This is a genomic window from Paenibacillus sp. JNU01 (assembly GCF_059130585.1).
The window spans coordinates 96,586-117,682 of record NZ_CP169723.1 but is presented as its reverse complement, the minus strand read 5'-3'; the positions used below and the strand labels follow the sequence as shown (position 1 = coordinate 117,682).

The 21,097-nt window shown below is 46.7% G+C and carries 8 protein-coding genes; all 8 read right to left on the bottom strand.

Annotated features, from left to right (window positions below):
- Nucleotides 1–22: 22 nt before the first annotated feature.
- The 8 genes from NLBNIHML_RS00435 to NLBNIHML_RS00400 all read right to left on the bottom strand — a co-directional run bounded on the left by NLBNIHML_RS00435 (nucleotide 23) and on the right by NLBNIHML_RS00400 (nucleotide 20,947).
- Nucleotides 23–1,696 (bottom strand): ribonuclease J, encoded by a 1,674-nt coding sequence (locus NLBNIHML_RS00435; protein WP_342572833.1) that lies wholly within the window; start codon nucleotides 1,694–1,696, stop codon nucleotides 23–25.
- A 151-nt stretch (nucleotides 1,697–1,847) separates the two neighbouring features.
- The gene (gene rhaA / locus NLBNIHML_RS00430; protein WP_494353482.1) at nucleotides 1,848–3,119 is read right to left on the bottom strand and encodes an L-rhamnose isomerase; all 1,272 of its coding nucleotides are present in this window, start codon (nucleotides 3,117–3,119) and stop codon (nucleotides 1,848–1,850) included.
- Nucleotides 3,120–3,138: 19 nt separating this feature from the next.
- A complete protein-coding gene (locus NLBNIHML_RS00425) occupies nucleotides 3,139–5,208 on the bottom strand; it encodes a bifunctional aldolase/short-chain dehydrogenase (RefSeq protein WP_494353481.1) in 2,070 nt (689 codons plus the stop codon).
- 178 nt (nucleotides 5,209–5,386) lie between these two features.
- On the bottom strand, nucleotides 5,387–6,319 hold the full coding sequence (locus NLBNIHML_RS00420; RefSeq protein WP_445252972.1) for a glycoside hydrolase family 5 protein: 933 nt from the start codon (nucleotides 6,317–6,319) through the stop codon (nucleotides 5,387–5,389).
- A 356-nt stretch (nucleotides 6,320–6,675) separates the two neighbouring features.
- The gene (locus NLBNIHML_RS00415; protein WP_494353480.1) at nucleotides 6,676–9,042 is read right to left on the bottom strand and encodes a beta-galactosidase; all 2,367 of its coding nucleotides are present in this window, start codon (nucleotides 9,040–9,042) and stop codon (nucleotides 6,676–6,678) included.
- A gap of 52 nt (nucleotides 9,043–9,094) precedes the next feature.
- Entirely contained in the window at nucleotides 9,095–12,433 is a 3,339-nt protein-coding gene (locus NLBNIHML_RS00410) for a DUF5107 domain-containing protein (protein ID WP_494353479.1), read from the bottom strand.
- Between the two features lie 173 nt (nucleotides 12,434–12,606).
- Complete coding sequence (gene treR / locus NLBNIHML_RS00405; RefSeq protein ID WP_339260842.1) at nucleotides 12,607–13,317, bottom strand: trehalose operon repressor; 711 nt, start codon at nucleotides 13,315–13,317, stop codon at nucleotides 12,607–12,609.
- A gap of 127 nt (nucleotides 13,318–13,444) precedes the next feature.
- Nucleotides 13,445–20,947, bottom strand: coding sequence for a fibronectin type III domain-containing protein (locus NLBNIHML_RS00400; RefSeq protein WP_494353478.1), 7,503 nt, complete (start codon nucleotides 20,945–20,947; stop codon nucleotides 13,445–13,447).
- Nucleotides 20,948–21,097 lie beyond the last annotated feature (150 nt).

Below are 21,097 nucleotides of genomic sequence, written 5' to 3'. Positions count from 1 at the left end.
AACACTCGCTACTCCCTATAACTCAAACTTCAATAATAATAGGTAAGATCATAGGTCTTCTCTTGGTTTGAGCGTAAATATAGTGACCGATCTCGTCTTTCAGCTTTCTTTTGATCACATTCCACTGATTCACGCCAGACGCGGTCAGCTCACCCATCCGGTTTAGAACCAGCTCATGAATTTCATGCATGAATTCTTCCGAGTCCTTGACGAATATGAACCCTCTGGAGATAATTTCGGGTGACGTGACCATCTGTTTTTCCGTTTTGCTTAAGGTAGTTACAATCACCAACATACCATCGGATGACAGTTGCCTGCGATCACGCAGGACAATATTGCCGACATCACCCATGATCAGACCGTCTACGAGACTGTTTCCTGATGCAATTTTGGGACCCAGAGAAGCAGTGCCGTCTTTGTACTGGACCATATCCCCATTATTCACGATAAACACATGATCACGCTCTATACCTACAGACTCGGCAAGCAGCCTGTGCTGATACAACATACGGAACTCACCGTGGATCGGAATCAGATAATCCGGTTTCATCAGGGTCAACATCAATTTGAGCTCTTCCTGACTGCCGTGTCCCGATACATGCATTCCTGCTGCACCACTTGAACCATATATCACACGTGCTCCGAGAACATACAGGTTATCAATGACATGTGCAAGATTCCGTTCATTGCCCGGGATGGCTCCGGCCGCAATAATGACCGTGTCCCCAGCGTTAATTCTTACATGTGGATGCTTACCGGATGCCAGACGTGATAATGCTGCCATCGCTTCTCCCTGGCTACCTGTACATAAGACAACAACCTGTTCAGGTGGAAACTGATCCGAGTCGATGGCTTCAATCAACAATCCGTCAGGAACTTGCAGATACCCCAATTCACTCGCCACCGATACCACATTCACCATACTTCTGCCCAACAGTGCCAGTTTGCGTCCCGTCTCGAATGCTGCATTTACAATCTGCTGTACTCTGCTGACATTTGACGCAAAAGTAGAGATAAATACTTTTTGTTTTGCACGGATAAAGGCATCCAGAATGTGGTCTCCCACTACACGCTCGGAAGGTGTAAATCCCGGTCTTTCTGCATTGGTACTCTCGGAGAGCAAAATATGGACACCCTGTTTGCCAATCTCGGCCATGCGGTGCAGATCTGGGAAAGGTCCATGTACAGGCGACATATCAAATTTGAAATCTCCGGTATGCACGACATTGCCCACGGGGGTCTTAAAGAAGATACCAAGACAATCCGGTATACTATGACTGGTTGCGAAAAAGGAAACCTCGATTCCTCCCAGCGTAATGCTGGAGTGAGCATCGATCGTATGCAGGTCCGCCTTGCGCAGAAGTCCATGCTCTTTCAGTTTAAGCTCGATCAACCCTCGAGTGAGCCTGGATGCATACACGGGGATGTTCATTTGTTTTAACAAATAGGGAATGCCACCGATGTGATCTTCATGTCCGTGGGTAACCACAAGCCCCCGTACTTTATCCAGATTCTCCAGCAGATACGCAACATCCGGAATGATCAGATCAATCCCAGGCAATGTCTCATCGGGAAACTTCGAACCACAGTCAATCACGATGATGTCCTGATTGTACTGGATCAAATACATATTCTTTCCTATTTCATTCACGCCGCCAAGTGCAGCGATATACAGTTTGTTGTGGGCTAGATTCAACGCTATTACTCCTCCTCTGCGTGGCAAACGTATGCGATACGGATCTATATTCCTAGTATGGAAGCAATCTCCTCACTTATGCATTTCCTTGTGATTAATGTCAAAAAAGAAAAAAAACCACCACGGAACTTTCATTCCGCAGTGGTTAGACTTACACCAACGATTTATCACGCTGTAGCAATACGTCTTGTTCATAGGTTTTGATATCGGTGATCCACTTTTCACGAACAGGCACTCCCTGCCTAGCACAATAGTAGTCCCAGATTGCGCCAAACGGATAGGATTTGAACTCTTCCGTTAACGCGAGACGCAGGGTGTAATCTCCATCCAGCTCAGCTTGTTTCAAGGCATCCACCGGTTCCAGCATCGCACGAAGAAGGGCTTTGATTGTGTTGCGAGTACCCACAACCCATGCAGCTACACGGTTAATGCTTGCATCGAAGAAATCCAGTCCAATATGTGTGGTCGCAAGCAGATCATGTCGAACCAGTTCACGGGCAATTTCCAGCAACTCATCGTCCATGATTACCACGTGGTCACTGTCCCAGCGCATCGGGCGGCTTACGTGAAGCAGAATGCCACTTGTAAACAATGACAAGGACGACAGTTTATTGGAAATAACCTCTGTTGGATGGAAATGACCCGCATCCAGGCAGATTAACGTATCATTTTGCAAACCGTAACCCATATAAAATTCATGAGAACCCACCACATAGGCTTCCGAACCCAGACCAAACAGCTTACTCTCTACCGCATCCAGGTTGTGCTCTGGGTTAAGGCGCTCGCCGAATACTTCATCCAGTGATTCTTTGAGACGTTTGCGTGGAGTCAACCGGTCAACCGGATTATCCTTGAACCCGTCCGGTACCCACACATTGGTTACACATGTCTGACCGAGCTGTTCCCCGAAGTAAGCACCAATCCGGCGGGATGCCTTGCAGTGATCAATCCAGAACTTGCGAATCTCAGGGTCTGGATGACTGAGCGTAAACCCGTCACTTGATTTTTCATGAGAAAAACATGTTGGGTTGAAGTCCAGGCCGAGTCCTTGTTCTTTGGCCCATTTCACCCAGTTCTCATAATGCTTTGGCTCAATCTGATCCAGTTCAACCTGCTCGTCTGTGTCCGTGTAGATCGCGTGCAGATTGACCTTATGTTTACCAGGAATCAGAGCAAAAGCTTGCTCCAGATCGTTACGAAGTTCTGCTGGTGTGGTCGCAGCCCCCGGGTATTGACCTGTAACGGAAATACCCCCTGTTAACTCGCCATCTTTATTCAGAAAACCTTTAACATCATCGCCTTGCCAACAGTGTACGGATACTTTGATCTCCGCGAGTCTGTTCAGCACCTCTTCTGTATCAATTCCGTGCTGAGCATACAATGCCTTGGCTGCTTCATACGCTTGCTTGACTTGGTTATCCATCCGCAAGAACCCTCCTATTTTAACGTGTAAATGCTGCTGGTACACCGCCATCAATGGTCATCATGCAACCGGTTGTTTTTTCGGATTTTGAAGAGGCAAAGAATGCAATTCCTTCTGCAATATCTCTAGGATAGATATTCACGAGCAATGTCGTCCGTTTGCGGTAATACTCCTCCAATTGATCCGGTTCGATTCCGTATGCCGCTGCCCGTTCGTTTCTCCAGGAACCGTTCCAGATGGCTGAACCCTGTAGAATGGCATCCGGGAGAATCGTGTTGACACGAATGCCATACTCTCCACCTTCTGCTGCAATGCAGCGTGCCAGATGCGCTTCCAGTGCTTTCGCTGAACTGTAAGCAGAGGCACTTTTACCTGCATACACCGAATTCTTGGACCCGATAAATACCATGCTTCCTCCAATACCCTGTTGTTTCATCAGCTTGAACGCTTCACGAGCAACGAGGAAATACCCTGTGCCCAGTACATTCATGTTCAAGTTCCATTCTTTCAAGGATGTTTCGTCAAACGGGCTGGATGTGGCCAATCCTGCATTGTTCACGATAATATCCACTCCGCCATATTGCACCGCAACATCCGCATAAGCCGATTGAACGGCTTCCTCATCCGTCACGTCCATTTTCAGCGCATAAGCACGATTCGCTCCGTACTGATCATTAATTTCCTGTGCTACCTTCTGTGCACCTTCCAGATTAAGATCAGCGAGCACCACATGAGCGCCTTCGGATACCAATCTGCGCGCTGTTTCACTTCCGATACCACCTGCACCGCCTGTAATAAACGCCACTTTGCGGGAGAATTCGGTTTCTGCCGGAGCCAGAGACAATTTGTACAGTTCCAGCGGCCAGTACTCCACATTGTAAGACTCGTTTGCACTGAGCGATACGAATTGACCCAAGCTAGTCGCTCCACGCATAACGGCAATCGCTCTGTGGTACAACGCTCCGCTTACTTGGGAAAGCGCCCAACTCTTGCCTGTGTTGATCATGCCCACACCAGGAATGAGGATAACGCGTGGTGCCGCCTCGAACATGACATCACCTTCGTTTTTGTTGCTCTCAAAATACTGCTGATATTGCTCTTTGTAGGCAGCTACACCTTCTACCAGCTTGGCTTTTAAACCTTCGATATCTTCCGCATCCGGTGTCCAATCGATGAACAGAGGTACCACTTTGGTATGTACCAGATGATCCGGGCAAGCTGCACCTACCTGAGACAATTCCGGGGAATCTGCTCCGCCTACAAAAGCAAGTACGTCCTCTTGATCATCAAAGGACAGAATCATTTTTTTGCTATCCGATACCGCCCCACGAATGGTTGGCATCACACGTGATACGATCTGACGGCGAACATCAGCGGCAAGTGCCGGGTGCTTTACACCACCAAACAGACTTTCTTCGTTCACCCGTGCTTCGATGAAAGCTTCTGCTTCATTGATAATCTTGATCGTTTGAGCGTAACATTCCTCGGATGTTTCTCCCCAAGTCACAAGTCCGTGTTTTTCCATCAGTACGAGTTCGGCATGGGGATTCGAGAATACGCTTTCAGCAATCATTTTAGATAACGTAAACCCTGGACGTACGTAAGGCACCCACACAAAACGATCACCGTAGATCTCTTTCGCCAATTCCTTGCCGTTATGCGCACAACACAGGCTGATAATCGCATCCGGATGAGTATGATCCACATGTTTATATGGAAGGAACGCATGCAGAAGAGTCTCGATGGAGGCGCGCGGGTGCTTGGCATCAATCATGCAATGTCCCAGATATTCAACCATCTCTTCATCCGACATGGATTCACGTTCAATTAATGGTCTGATATCTTCAAGCCCAAGTCCGGTAAAATGCTTCGCTTCCATCGAACCCAGATCTGAGCCGCTGCCTTTCACATACATTACTTCTACATCACGACCACGAAAATCCTTCACTGTCGTTTTGGTAGACGTATTACCACCGTATATGTTACATACACTGCGATCAGAACCAATGAGATTGGATCTATAAACCAGCTGTTCAAGTCCTGTTATTTTCTCAGATGCCTGCGACGCATTCCATAAACTCTGTACCATTTGTTTACCTCCGATAATGTTTGTTTTATTCCTGATACGAGTTTAACATCTTTGTTTTATTTTGAAAACAAAATAATTTTAAACAAAACGGAAATATTCAAAAACCATCAATGATTGAGCCATTTTATTAAAAAAACACCCTGACGTGAACGTCAGAGTGTTCTGTTTCATCGGCCGATTAGAAAATCCCCGCTTTTTGGGAGGTGTTTTTAATACCGTAGGTATCATTAACTACAGTGTTGCCAAAGCTCGTTAAGCTTCCATTCGGACCTGTGGCCATGTCGAGATAGTTCAGACCTGAACTGTTTCCGTACCAAGACCAAGCAAGCCAGCCTACCCCTTTTTCCTGACCATATCTCATGATGGCATATTCATCCACATCGCCGTTAGTGTGATAGCCTCCGAATTCACCAATGATCAGTGCCAATCCTTTGTTCAGCACATTCTCCATATTGGCTTTGACCGTTGCAGCATCTTTGCCAGCATACTCATACATATGAATGGAGAAGACCGTATTTTTCTGAGAGTCGGCTGCAAATACACTTTGTCCATAATCCACGATGGATTGAGGGTACTGTCCCCAACCGGCTGCATCCACAATTAGCGTATTTTTGATTCCGGCATTTCTTAGTTTGGGAATGGCTTGTTTGTAACCATCCGCCCACGCACTTCCATTCCACGTTCCATACCATTCATTAGCGATATTAACGATTACCCGATCTTCTTTGCCAATCAAAGCTTCCTTAATGCTAATCCAGTAGTTCACCGCCGCATCCAAAGAATTATAATCATCCTTTCCTGTGGCGTCATGCACTTCGAGTACAGCAATCATTTTATTTTGGTTAACCACATTAATAATATTTTTAACAGCGTTCAGATCATCTTTGGTGTACAGGCTGCCATTCGATAGAACAATACGTACTGTATTGGCACCTGTTTTGGCGATTGCAGGGATAGCGGTATTCAAATCATTCTTGAACCAGGAATGTCCGTGATTAACACCTCTCATGACAAAAGGTTTACCTGTGGAATCATACAACTTGTTACCACTTACATAAAATCCTGTGGCAGCAGATGCTTTGGGGGCTGCACTCCCCAATGCCATGAACATGAGCGCAGCAATAACCGTGAAGATTGTACACTTTTTCAGATTAACCATTTGTTTGCAACCTCCTGAATTGGATTTTTTATTTCAATTAACCCTGCTCTAGGCAATAAGTTAACTAAAATCTCTAGTAATAGACGTTTTAACGGGTAACAAACAAATAAAGACTAACCTTATTAAGGTTAAGTTATTTTCCTAAAATAAACCTTATCGATAAGGTTATGAATTCATAATAAAATGAAAACGCTTACTAAGCAAGTGTTTTTTACCATTGAATAGCAATCTTTTCTTTTAAACACCACATCAAAAAGGCTCTTTCCCCTCACACCCGTTCGGAGAAAGAACCCTCTGTATTATAAATGTCAGTTAACTATTGTACTCTTTGATTTTGAAAAAGTGTCTTCCCTACCTGCTATAATCAACCCAACCCGGTAATGTGGTCTTACCCGAATCTCATTAAACTTCCCGATCTCCACACCCTCAAACCGCTCTACATAAGCCTGATTCACATAACTCTCAGTCGTTCCTCTTCGAATTGGAGTTATGGACAGACGAAGCGCATGATCGGCCAGCAAATGACGGGATTGCTTCAAACCAAGCATCCAGCTATGCCCATAGTGAATATGATCTGTTAACATCTGATGATGAATATGTGCTGCTGCAACGTCTCCTTCATAATCAATCTCAACCCATACGTCATCTACTTGTTCCGGCCACGCTGTATCCAATCTCAATGTTGCAGCATACTCCTTCGGGTAATCAACCTCTACAGCAGGCTCGTAAGGCGAAACCTGGAATGTGTACGTACTGAATATTCCCCGCTTTGACTGGGATGACACAGCATATTTAGAAGGTAAAACATGCTCTGGAGCAGGATAGAAGGATACCTCAAACTCTGGATGCTCCAGGGAGTTGCATATGAGCATCTCATTCTGCACATACAGATGACTGCTGCTAATTACAAGTCTCTCTTCTCCGCCCACATGGAAACGGTAGGTATGCAATGCCTCTTCACGGGTCAATGTAATGATACGTATGACCATACCGTCCGATGTTGTGATTTGCAGATGATGATCCTTACCAGCCTTCGGGTGAATAACAACTTCATTCCCCTGCTCAGATATGGTACCTTCAGGCATATCCACGTTCGTAACAGACGATATATCCATCACATACTCCGGCTTCATGCCTTCATGAGCATAAAAAACAGCCGTAAGTTCATTATTGACCGTAAATCGGGTCAGTGGCTGAACGGTAGCACTAATGATCTTCATTCCATCCAGATTCATATGGAAAGGCAGAATGGCTGCCATGCCCGATTTCAGCTCCATCGTGCCTTCTCTTGGATAAAACGCAGCCCCTTTGCCAGTATGCAACTGCAATTGTATATCTCGATCAGGCAAAACCATATGATCCTGATAATTGTTCATGAACAGAAATCCTGAACCTTCTTGTTGACGAACAGACCAGCGCAGATTTATTGTGTTCTCCGGTGTTATCGCATGTTGATCTTCCGGTATAACACTACCCATAGGTGCAAGCAGCTCACCGTAAGCTTCCAGGAACATGGACAAGGTTCGAATGCGGTCATACGACTCACCGATACGTCCGAATTCCCCGAGCGGGGCTTGGTAATCATAAGTCATTTTCGGCAATGCCTGTTCGTTCATATATGATTTTTGCCCTACCGGATTGGTTCCACCGTGATACATATAATATCCAACCAGATTACTGCCATTTGCCAGCTTCACAATGGTCATTGCCTCAACACTGTCCGCATCTACAACCGGCCGAGCGTGATAACTGACCTGCATGCCACCAGCAAGTTCACAATACGCCGCAGGATACTCCAGACTGTCATAGTCCACTTCTTCAACAGGATTCATATGCAGATCCCGGAATAAATACTCTCGGCTTGGAGGTTGATTGGGAATCCATGGTGTGTACGCATATCCCGCGAGCATGGGTAACGTTCCTTCTTCAGGCACCGCAGCATTACCCCAGGCCGTGGCAGTATAGAACATGGGATGCATACCGACTTCTTCGGCAATACCGCGAAGCACCTTCAGATGTTCACGACCGTCCCGGCCAGAGGAAATGTATTTGTCACGTGTGTAACCCCAGGCATCCATGGGTGCCCCAGCGTGCATATACTCATTTTCCAACTGTACGGCTATTACAGGGCCACCCTCCTGATAAAAACATCCGTTGAGTTGACGGGCAATCTCACGATATAATCGCTTGGCATAATACAGATACCCTTCATCATTCGATCTCACTTCAAATGGATAACTGAATAACCAATCTGGCATGCCTCCATTACGAACTTCCCCATGACAGAATGGACCAATCCGCACGATCAGTGGCAGCTGATGTTTGCCACACAGATCCACGAAGTGCCGCAAGTTCAGGTTTCCTGACCAATTAAACTCGCCTTCCTGCTCCTCGTGAAAATTCCAGAACACATAAGAAGCAACGATGTTCACCCCGCCTGCCTTCATCTTCAGCAATTCTTCTTCCCACTGCAAGTAAGCGAATCGGGAGAAATGAAATTCACCTACCACGGGAATATGAGCTTTACCATTACGGATCATATAATAGTTGGTAAAGTCATAAGACTCCCCTCGTGGATTTTTGCCTCCATTGCCTGTCATGCGACCCTCACGAATCTCTTTATCTTCTGCCTCCAGTATGAAACGGATCTGGCTTCCTGCTATGCTATCTTTCATGGATTATATAACTCCTTCGGTATAGATGGGATATGGTTAAAACGATTATCAATTATCGATGAATGATTGCCCCTTGATGATTGGGGTTCTTCTCCAGAACCCGATCCAATTCAAGTTCGGCTTCACTTGTCCGACCAAGGCCAAGAAGCCCTAATGCCCGCATGTATTGGCAATGTTCTTCATTACGCTGATTGAGATCGTCGTCAAATACCAGGAAATCGGGCAGAGATACCGCAAAATAATCCATTCGGATGTGATCATGCATATGTCTTTCGGCATAGTCAATTAATTTGTTAAACCGCCTGTTGGCTTCCTTCACATTGCCAAGCTTCTGCCAGGCCAGACCCTGATAATAGATGGATTCCGGCGGTTGATCATTATAAAACATCGCGCTTGAAGGTTCATTAAGACCGATGGATGCTCTATTGAAACTCTCTTCTGCAGCCTGATTATTCTTCAGTAGCTGGTAGGCACAGCCAAGATAAAAGTAAACGGAATTATCTGCGGCTCCCGCTAGCTTACCTTCACCTAAGTTCTCTGGGTAAACCAAAGCCTTTTGCAGCAGCTCCAATGCCAGTTCCGGTTGTTGTTTCTCCAGATTTTGCTTCGCCAGTTCCGTCAGTGCCGTAACATACTGTCCAGTAACCTTGCCTTCTCCACCCTCCCAGGGATGAAACCGCCGTGCCTGAAGAGCATCCCATGCTTCCTGATGGCTACCCTGCATGTTCAATAAAGTTACCCACTCAATATACAGATCATCACGGTGGCGAACCAACTCCATATGCTGTTCAAGCAATTTGATTCGACGCCCGCAAGAATACCCTATCTTCTTGTGCAATTGATCCAACTCGTAGAAGATTCGGGTATCCCGTGAATCCAATCGGAATGCTTCCTCTAATGAAGCCAGTGCAAGATCGGAGCGATTCAGCTTGTTATAATAAGCCAGTCCCAGATTCCGATGTACAGTCGAAAATGCAGCATTCTCCTCGCGTGAAGCTTCCCAATGGGTAATTGCTTCCTCATAGCGTTTATGATCATATAACCAATTTCCCAGGTAATAGTGAGCATGCGAATCATTCGGATCAATGGCCACCACATCCTGAAGCACCATAAATTCAAATAACGTGTTAGGAAAGCAATAATCCGTTGGAGCAGCTTTCCCCTGTTTTTGACATTCCCGGGCCTGTTCCAGATCCCCCAGTTGACGATGCACGTAGGCTTGAGCATAACCAACCATAGGATACGGCTGTAAATTTTCGGATTCAACATACGATAGTACCGTCCGTGCTTCTTCCCACAACCCACAATCCACGTAATCTGCGGCTAGGTTTAGATAATTATGAACGTCTCCCCGCATCAAACGATGAAAATGTTCACGTGCTTGCTCCGCTTGCTCTCTCTCTGAAGGTGCAGTCGCTCCGCTGTAGATCAGGGCTAATTCATGTGCGGCTCCAAACTCAACCGGGTCCAGCTCCAACGTTTCATACGCATATTGGACGGCCCGTTTATCCTGACCCAATCTGCGCAGCAGAGCCAACTTCAGATGCCGAGCCTTGTAGTTTCTAGTGTTACGGATCAGTGAACGTTCGATGTGATCCAGTGCTTCGACATCCCGATGTTGCGCCATATCGATCTGAGCAAGCATGTAATAACCCGTATCCTGGAACTGTGCGGACCATACGGCTTTATACAGTGCTGTGTAGGCTTCTTCCTGTTTCCCCTGTAGTTTCAAACTCAGACCGAGTTGGTAAAAAGCTTCACTATCATATGGATTCGTATTTTTCCACGTCAACGATTGTACAGCCTGTCTGAAATGCTTCTCTGCATCTTGTAACAGACCTCTCCGCAGCAGCAATGTGCCATACGCAATGTTTAGACGAATATCCGTTGCATCACGCTTCAAGCCTTCCAAATAATAAGGTTCTGGTTCATACGTGGCATGCCGATATTGCTCCAAATGAAGACCAGCCAGATATAGTTGTTCATTCGTACGAATCTCGGATGGTAGCGGGAGTGGTGTGGCCGGGTCTGGGACTTCCTGAATCTCAGAACGTTCAGGCTGATAGGCCACAAGTACTTTTCCTTCCGCAGTTCGAACACTTAACTTCAGTTGATGCCATTCATCTTGCCCGCTCCACGGGAATGAAGACTGATATAGTTGCGTAGGTGAGATATTGCATCTCTCATGGAGATATACCGTAGTTAGTCCAATCACTTCAATGGTCACTTGTTCAAAAACCGACGTCGCATATACCATCACGGTTACCGCTCCGTTCGTTTCGTCCATTTCCAGATTAACTGCGGCATCAATGGTTGCATTTTTGACCATGCCGATTCCTTTATAAGGCATAAAATACTGCGAAAATGATTTGGCTTCACAGGGCTGCAACCACGTAAAATCAGGCTGATTATCAGTATAGATCCCGGTCATTAATTCAATATAAGGTCCATCTTCGTCCGTTAACTGGCGATCCCAGGCTTGCCCGAACTCCCCATTCCCCCATGTCCATTGCTTCTTGCCCGGAGAAATATGATGATTGGCTACATGCAGCAAGCCTGCCTGTACCCCGTGGTCATAACCCCCTACAAAATTATAATCCGACTTATACGCCATATAGGATGTTGGAACCGGTATGTTTTTGTATCGCGAGATATCCACACCTTCGGAATAGTCCATCTTGTAATAGGTGCCCGTTGCGATGGGAAAGCGGGATACGTCCCGTTTTCCATGGTCCAGCACAGCCGTTACATCCGGTGGAAACACGGATTGCGTATCATCGTTGACGGCTACAGCCGGGTTGGCCCACCATAGAAAAGTTTGAGGAGCGCAGGTGCGATTGTATACCTCGGCATGGATTTCAAGATAGGCTTTGCCGGGATGTAATGTGAAGCCAGCGGTCATTTTGGTACCATACATGCGGTCAATCTCACCCACCCATACGGTAGCGCTTCCATCTTCATTACTCCCAAATGTATAATCGACTGGACCAAATGTGTTGGGCCGATGATGCTGTGGCCAGTTGAATTCGATCCCCCCGGAAATCCATGGCCCTGCCAGACCCACAAGTGCAGGTTTAATGACCCGGTTATAATATACAAAATCGTAGTCATTGGTCCGATCCAACGCACGATAGATTCGTCCACCCAGTTCGGGCATCATCTCGATACGTACATATTCATTTTCGAGAATAATTAAGCGATACGACTTCATTTTGGCCTCATCTTCAATGCTGTCGATCACAGGATGCGGGTACACCTTACCCGAACTTCCCTGGTAGATTCTCTTCTCAAGAAACATCGGATTTTTGTCCGGTTTACCTGTACCATAGGTTAGGATATCTCTGGTTTCTTCCCATATGCGAACAGTTGATGTCGCTGTCACGTGATTCAATTCCCTCACTCCTCGGCCTCGTATATATTATGATCATACGCTCCGACATGCAGGAAGAACATTAACATTAAGCGGTTCTTGATGGACGATCTTCGGATTCCCTCATAATCAAAGAGAGTACCTATCCACCCAATTAAGCAGTGAAAGGTACTCTCTGATTGATCTTGATTCACTTATCTGCGGCGTGCAAAATCCACAAATCTGAACTTGTCCGGTCGATGCCTCGACTCCGTATACTGAAATTGACTGGCATCCTCCAGGTACACCTGGCTCCTCACCACAACCACATTGTGGAAACCTTCAAGGTCAAGTAATTCCCTGTCTTCTGCGGTGGGTTCTTCCACCAAAATCTCTTTTTTGGCAAACGAAATGGAAAGCCCCAGTTCTTGCTCAATGTACTCATAGATGGAATCATTACAGATCTCTTTGCTGAGCCCAGGAACAAGCCGCTGGCTGATGTAATCTTTGTCCAGTATGACATGCTCTCCATCCACTTTGCGCACACGTCTGATCTCCCAGACCTGTTCATTCAGACCAAAGTTAATTTTCTTGTGCAACGCCTGATCGACCTGCTGCTCTTCAAAAACCTTCACATATGTTTGAGCGCGATGCCCCATTTTTTTGGCCAGTTCCTTGAAGCTAACCAGACCAGAGATGGGAAAATCGATCTTGCGTATGTCCAGTACAATCGAGCCCTTGCCTTGAATCTTCTGAATATAACCTTCTTCGTACAACATTTTCAGCGCTTTGCGAATGGTCTCTCGAGATGTTCGATAACTTTCCGATAGATCCAGTTCCGATTGAAGCAGTGTGCCTGCCTCAATCTCTCCGGTCCGAATACGATCTGCAATATCCTCATATATTCGGATAAATTTATTATTCATTATTCATCACCATTGTTCATTACCCTTTTTTATCATATTGGCAACCTATTATAGCATTAAAAACCAATCAAGCGGTAATGTCATTACTGGCGATGATTGCAGTATCACATCCAAAATTCAATTCCACCTAGATATGACGATCCAACGCTGACGCTTTCTCCACTTGATCTGTATGCTTCTCATTCATGACTTGAATCAGCTTGTTTAGGCGGAAGATCAGTGCTGCAGCTTCGGATCTGCTTAAGTGCTGCATGGGACGGAAGCTGCCGTCTTCATATCCGTTAATCATGTACAAACCTGCAAGCTCCTGCACTTCTTCTTTGGCCCAATCGGATACATCAATCTGATCGGTAAATGCTCTTGGGGAAGTCAGCGGTTCCGGTCTGATCTTACGAACCACATTGGCTATGATCTTGGATGCCTGTTCACGTGTTACCAGCGCATACGGAGCGAACTTGCCGTTCCCCATACCTTGAACCATCTCATGGTGAACGGCTGCCCCAATCTCAGGAGCGAACCACTCCTCATCATTCACATCTTGAAATCCATGCTGTTTATTTACCGTTGTGTCCACACCCATCAGTCGCACGATTAATGCGGTAAACTCTGCACGCGTAATCGGACGGCGCGGTTCGAAGCGAGTTTCACTGACACCTTGAATAATATTTTGTTCCGCCAGCCAGGTAATCTGGTCCTTATTAAAGGTTTGGTTAATATCAATAAATTTGATATTCTTTTTCGCAGGCAAATCAGGTTGTTTAGCGGGTTCAGATTGTGAACTCAACTCATCGGCTTGTTCCGATGTACCATTTGAACTTGGGGTTGCACCGCCACCACTCCAGGCGGATGGTGGATATGGAAAAGTTATAGCTGCTGCCCGTTTGCTCTCACTTTGTTCACCTGCTGAATTCTCTGTCCATGCGACCACCTCATAATGCTGCTCAGCATTTAGTCCTGTCCATACATAACTGCGCTGTGTTCCACGATATATCTCACGATCTTTATGGGTGATCACAATTACTTCATTCATTGAATCCAGTTCCCAAGTTAGCTTAATCGTACTTGTGCCTTGCGCTACGGCTGCTACTGTCAGATCTTCGGAAGGCAACGTCTCGAATTCCGGAACTTGGAGCGCCTCTCCCTCCCCTGCTTCATTATATGGAATGATGGCAAAGTCAGTATAACGCTCTGCACTGTTTAATTCAGACACATGTATCGATGTCTCCGCGGTCGTCCCTACATGCTCTTCATTTCGATAGACTCGATAACCCGCAGCACCAGGAATCAGTTCCCACACAATGTCTGCACCATGCATTGCACGCCCCTCTACTATAGGAGGTGAAGCAGCACTACCAGGCAAAGTCATGGCATGAAGGTAATAACCACCATCACTACTGCCCGAAGCATTCATGGTCTTGACTGTATAGCTGTAGTTCACGCCCGGTTCAAGTTCCTTGTCGTCATAGAACATTTCGTCAGCAGGAACACGAGCAACCTCCACACCGTCACGCTCAATGATGAACTGCTCGGCACCTTCAACCCGGCTCTGTTCCAATAGAAGACGAATGTGGTCCTTCGCCGAATGATACTCTAATTTGGCAGGCGCTGCTGGCTTGGTCAGGACAGAATACGCCTTCATCCCCGATGTATCTCCCTGCTCATTCTCTGTGTAGATTTCGATCAGGTACTGTTTACCTGCATCCAGTTGATCAACGATAAACTCTTTTTGCTCGCCACGGTATAGTTCTGTACCATCCAGCAATACAACGAATGTTTCGTTCCCATAAGGGAAGTCCCATTCCAATTTGGCATGGTCTGTCTCCGGGTATATCTGCATTTCAAGTGAATCAACATGAGGCAAGGTGTAAAAAGGAGTCACGGTCACTGGGCTTCCTGAACCAGCCGTATTATAAGGAATAATCTGTACCTGATCATATCGGGTTGCACTCTCCAGATGAGTTAATATCACCTCGGTGATATTACCATCGTCAATCGTGGTGAACATCTGATCTCCGATCCGTATGGTATATCCCTCTGCACCTTGTACCTTTGGCCAAGAAATTAATCCCTCTTTTTCCCCAATCATACTTGCATGTAGAGGTTCAGTAATGGTCGCAGGCAACGTTCGCACGTGAACTTCGAAACCAGAATCACTCTCACCCGTTGCATTCGATGTTTTGATGGTGTACAGGTAACGCTCTCCTGGTGTCAGACCATGATCTTCAAATGAATTTTGTTCTGCTGGAACCTTAGCGACTTCAACGCCATCCCGCATAATGATGAATTGCTCTGCTCCCCGTGTAGAGCTTCCAGTCAGATCCAGCACCGCAGTCTGATCTGTGATGTGTGTTATGCCTGCCGTCTGAGGGGATATAGGTTTCGTTAAAACCTGAATCTGAATAGACTCTGACCGATGACCCTCTTCATTAATCGCGATGAGTTCGAATTCATACGCTGTACCATCCAGCATACTACTGAGGTGTACAGACGGTTCAGACACGCTCTGCACATCTCCCGTTACCCGATTGCGAATCTCATATGCAGCCGCTCCCTTAACAACTTCCCAAGCCATATCCACCGAATGTGTTCCAGCGTTCACTGTGATCCCTTCTGCAACCAATGGCAAAGTTTGAGTCATTATACTGAAAGTAAGTGGCGCACTGGTTCCACTCGCATTGACTGCCCGAATCACGTAAGTGTATTTCGTTCCTGGCGACAGATCCTTGTCCACGAATTGGGTTTCAGTTGAATCCATTTGAGCAATCTTTCTCCCATCCCGTTCAATGATGTATTGATCTGCCCCTTGGACACCTGTGTTGCTGAAATCCAGACCAAGGCTATTTTTGGCCACATCATATACGGCAACCTTAGCGGGTTTCTCAGGCAAAGTCAGCAGCGATACATCTGTCGCTTCAGAACGAGTCCCCTGTCTGTTGACCGCCCATAGTTGATAGTGATGCCACGTTCCATCCTGGAGCCCTGTAATCGTGGCTTCATTCTCAATTCCCCTATAGATCTCTTTGCCATCCTGCTCAATCACATATTCAGCGGCACCTTCCACGACCGACCAGGAAACTTTTGCCCGATGTACTGCTGGGTCTGCAATTATCTCGTCAGGCGACACAGGTTTGGACAATCGGATGAGCTGCGTTGTCTCACCCGAACCCGAAGTATTCACAGCCTGAACTTCCAACGTGTATTCTGTACCTGGCAACAATTCATCAGCCGTGTAGGTCAGTTCTGTTGTTCTGCCCACTTCTATGCCATTGATTTTCACAATATAGAGATTCGCCGTATCTACAGCTTGCCATGCAAGTCCCATATTTGTTTCACCAGTCCATGTGACATTCAGTCCTTCCGGCCTGCTAGGTAGCGTAAGAATCGTACTACGGGTGGATGCACCGTACCCGGCAACATTGCCCGCCTGTACTTCATAGGTATACTCACGACTGCTTGACAGATGGTGAACTGACAGTTGTGTATCTGATATCTCATGGCTCTGTCCATTGATGACCACCCGATATTTCGTTGCCCCAACTACAGGCTCCCAGCTCAAGATCGCTCCCTGTTCAGTTACTTGAACAACATGAAGTCCCGACGGGCTCTCGGGTAACGTTGTTCCTGACACCGAACTTCGCATACCTTGTCCACTTTCATTCACTGCTTGTACATCCAGTTGATAAGATGTTCCCGAACTCAATCCCGCAAATACCCATTCCTCGTTTCCGGCAGCAACCGTTCCCGACTTCTCTCCATTCAACCATAACTCATAGTGATCGGCTCCTCGTATTGCCTCCCAATTCAGACGAAGGCTCGCTGTGGAAGCATCTGATACCTGTAAACCGGACACCTGCCCTGGTAACGTCTTGAGCAAAGGTAATTCCGCCAAAGGCCCGGGCCCTGTCTCGTTGCCAGCAATTAACGCATAGCTGTAATTGGTTCCGCTATCCAGACCTGAATCCAAATACGCTGTCTGCTCCCCTTCGTATATGGCTGCTCCATCACGTGAAAGACCATAATACGTTGCAGAGGTCACCGTCTCCCATGTTAATGAAATATCATGCTCCCGAATTTGAACAGCCATGAATTCACCGGGCACTGTCGGCAGTGTGAGAAATCCGGTCCTACTGCTACCGCCTGCTCCACTCTCATTCATTGCCGTGACCGAAATGTTATGCATGGTCCCTGGGACGAGGTTACTGATATAGGGTAGGTTGGAAGGATCAGATACCGTCTGATCATACACGGTGGACCCGTCCGAAGTAGCAGCAATGATGCGGTAAGCATCTGCTCCCTTTACTGAATCAAATTGAATTTCGGCCAAATTGGGCTGGGAATCTACTTTTCGAACGTGCAACGTTCCGGGAGCTGCCGGGATCGTTAATACTTGAGCGCTTACTGCATCACTTACTCCGGTATGGTTTCTTACTCTAACTTCGTATTCATAGACCTGACCACCGCTTAGGGACTGATCGATTATACTGTGGTTGGGATAATCCAGTGTCCACGACTGTCCTGTTGTTTTATTTGTTATCTCATACTGATATCCATCGGTGTAACTTTCCCCCGTTGGCAAATCCACTGTAAGTTCTGCTGATGTCTCCGCGATCTGTGTCATTCTCACATGTTTCGGCTGCTCGGGCTTGCGTTGAACATGGTAAGGTGATGATGTTGTCTCATATGTATTGCCTGCTGAGTCCATGGTTTTGGCATGGATGTACCATATGCCTTCCGATTCGATGGATATTTTATGCTCGTCAGAGCGAGCTTCAAGCCAATGATCCGGTAATTCTGCACTGTTTGTAATTTGATAGAATCGTTCCAGTTCCTGAATACCTGAGTGGGCATCTGCATACTGAATGGTAGTGGATATGTCCAAGTCCGTCCAGACATGTCCGTTCGGTGCAAATGTAATCGTTGGAGCCATCTGATCCACATAGGCGATTCGACTGACTTCCTTGCTCACATTGCCAACGGCATCCCTTGCTCTGGCGCGAATGGTGGTAATCCCGTTCATACTTACTGTACCCGTATTTCCTGCCATATACGGACCATCATTCATGCTGTACTCATAGGATATCGCTCGTTCATCCACACTACTATCGATCGAGAATTGCACATGTTCTTTACTCCATCCAGCAGAACTTAAACGAATTACCGGCTCGGTTGGAGCTGTCGTGTCGATTCGAACCGTTGCCTGAGCATACGTGCTTATATTGCCTACATGATCAAGTGAGCGTGCATATACGATCGTTTCTTCCTCATCGGTAACCGTCACTTCGCCCGTGTAATCGATCCAGGGACTTTCTTCGCTCAGTCGATATTGGCTTTTGGCAAGCCCACTGCCTGAATCTTCACCACTGGTTATTGCAAAAGTTACATCCTGATTCGTCCAATCCTCTTCACTTAACGTTATCGTCGGTTGCTCAGGCCCAGTCTTGTCGATTCTGGCTGTTGCCGAAGTGGAAGCACTGACATTGGCAGCCCGATCGACACTTCGTGCATAAATCTCGGTTATCCCTTCTTCACTGAGTGTAAAAGGGGTCCTGTAGTCGATCCATTCCCCCTCGCTTCCCAGCTTATACTGTGTCAGACCAATACCGCTTGCTGCGTCCGTACCCTCCGTTAATGTCACAATTACGGACGCTTTTGTCCATTCGGGTGGATTCAACGAGATGACAGGTGGCGTTGGTGCCGTCCGATCTACCTTGGCAGTCACAGTCGTTTCCTGTCCTGTATTACCAAATGCATCCATACTGCGCGCCATAACTGTTGTGCTGCCTTCACTGCTTATGGCAAAGGGAGCACTGTATTCACGCCATTCTCCTGCCAGACCGACTTTAACTTCAGTCTTTTGGGTTCCGCTCAAGGCATCTTTTCCCTCTTCAACTGTGACGAGAACATCTTCCTTGGTCCATAAGGATGGCGTGAGTGTAACAGAAGGAGCAGTTGGGCCCATCGTATCTTTCATCATCTCTCCAGCGGATATAAATGGGGTCTGTATCCCTTCTCCATTCATTGCCGCAACAAATACTTCGTATTTTCCATCCGCGAGTCCAGTCAGGGCAAACGCTGTACGAGTGGAAGTTGTTGTTCCCGTTGCGAGAACTTGCCCACCTGGACTGCGTATTTCAGTTTTGTACTGAGTGCCGTCAGGGTTGCTATTATTACTCCAGCTCGCTGTAACAGAGTTACCTGATTGTGTCACAGCCGCAGCAACGGGTGGATTGGCCAGTGTATACTTGGAAGATGGACTGGAGTAACCCGTATAGGAACCGCTTGAATTTTTGGCTCGGACGGCAAAAGAATAACTGGTATTCGGAGTGAGCCCTGTCACCTGCCGACTGTTTGTTGTACCTGTATCCACAATCTGATTCGTCGTCATATTTTTCAGTTCATACGTAACGGATGCATCATTCGCCTTCTTATCCCAGTTCACCGTCAAGTTATTGGAATTAACCAATGTATATGTCGGCGTTCCTGGCACTACAAAACTTCTTACCGTAAAGTTAACGGTCCCTGCTGAGGACACCCCACCCTTGTCATCCATAACCCATACTTGTAATGTGTGTGTGCCATCTGGCAGGGTATCAGGCAATGTGTAATTGGTGTTAAAAGACTGATTAGAACCCGTTGCGGTCATCTGGGTCAGCATATTCTCGGCCCCGCCATCAATGGACCATTTCACAGTCAACAGGTCACCTATATCCGTATCTCTCGTTGTACCGGAGATCTGAAGTTGCTCGCCTTTGTAATAGGTTTGACCTGAAGAAGGTGCTGTTAAGGTAAACGAAGGTGGGGCATTTTTGGGGCCGATCCCCACAATGGTTGAAAATTTGCGTGAAGCCTGATTCGCTGTAGCCTTGGCGTCCCACCAAAATTGTGCGGCTGTATCACTCGCCGTTACGGTCTGGCCTGGAGTGAACGCTGAAGGTGAAGACCCTCCCGTGAGCTGTGCGCTATCTGGGCTGCTGTACTGGCCCATATATATGCGATCTGCATTTACAACATTGTACGTATTGGCATAAAAAGCCGTGACCTGAACACCCCCGCTGTAATTACGCCATCCATTCTCAATAACTTCAAATGGAGAAGCATCATTGCCATTCACCATCGTATCCCAATAAAATGTTCCACCCAAATTCAGTGCCGTTCCACTTCGATTAATAGCTTCAAGTTCAACCTTCATGTATCCACCTTGTGAGGTGGCATTAACGATAGATACACGCAAAATGTATTCCACATTGTCCTTTTGCCGCGACATTTCAATCACATTATTGTTAATGCGGTAATAATTCAGCGGCAATGATTTGAAGTTCACGGGAGATCCGTTGTGGTCGATAATGGTGGACACATTCCCGGTATCACCACCGTAAAATACATTTGTGTTTGGCAGTAATACAATTCTGTATTTTCCGTCACTGTTCATCTCCACTTTCACCTTGGAGGACTGAACCGCCTTCATGCTGGACGTATCGGATACAATCCCGATCGTTTCAACCGTTTCAGCCATTACCGTGGCTGCTCCCCATTCAAGCAACAGGGCTTGAGGTGATAATAAAGCAAATGCCAGCACCACCTTGGTTAGCTGTTCCGCTTGTTTCTTCACACGTTTTCCTGATTTCTTCAACGTCTACTCTCCTTTTTGGCACACAAAAAAAGGGAGGCACCCCAACAAAGGAACGATGTCCTAAGTTGGGGTGCCTCCCCTAACAAGTGTCATTTTTTCTTGATTATAACGATTCAGCTCATGAATGTAAACAGTTGATCATGAACACCT

What these genes read in the sequence shown, in the direction of transcription:
- rhaA (WP_494353482.1), bottom strand. Translation starts at nt 3,119, where the DNA reads ATGGATAACCAAGTCAAGCAAGCGTATGAAGCAGCCAAGGCATTGTAT.
- NLBNIHML_RS00425 (WP_494353481.1), bottom strand. Translation starts at nt 5,208, where the DNA reads ATGGTACAGAGTTTATGGAATGCGTCGCAGGCATCTGAGAAAATAACA.
- NLBNIHML_RS00420 (WP_445252972.1), bottom strand. Translation starts at nt 6,319, where the DNA reads ATGTTCATGGCATTGGGGAGTGCAGCCCCCAAAGCATCTGCTGCCACA.
- NLBNIHML_RS00415 (WP_494353480.1), bottom strand. Translation starts at nt 9,042, where the DNA reads ATGAAAGATAGCATAGCAGGAAGCCAGATCCGTTTCATACTGGAGGCA.
- treR (WP_339260842.1), bottom strand. Translation starts at nt 13,317, where the DNA reads ATGAATAATAAATTTATCCGAATATATGAGGATATTGCAGATCGTATT.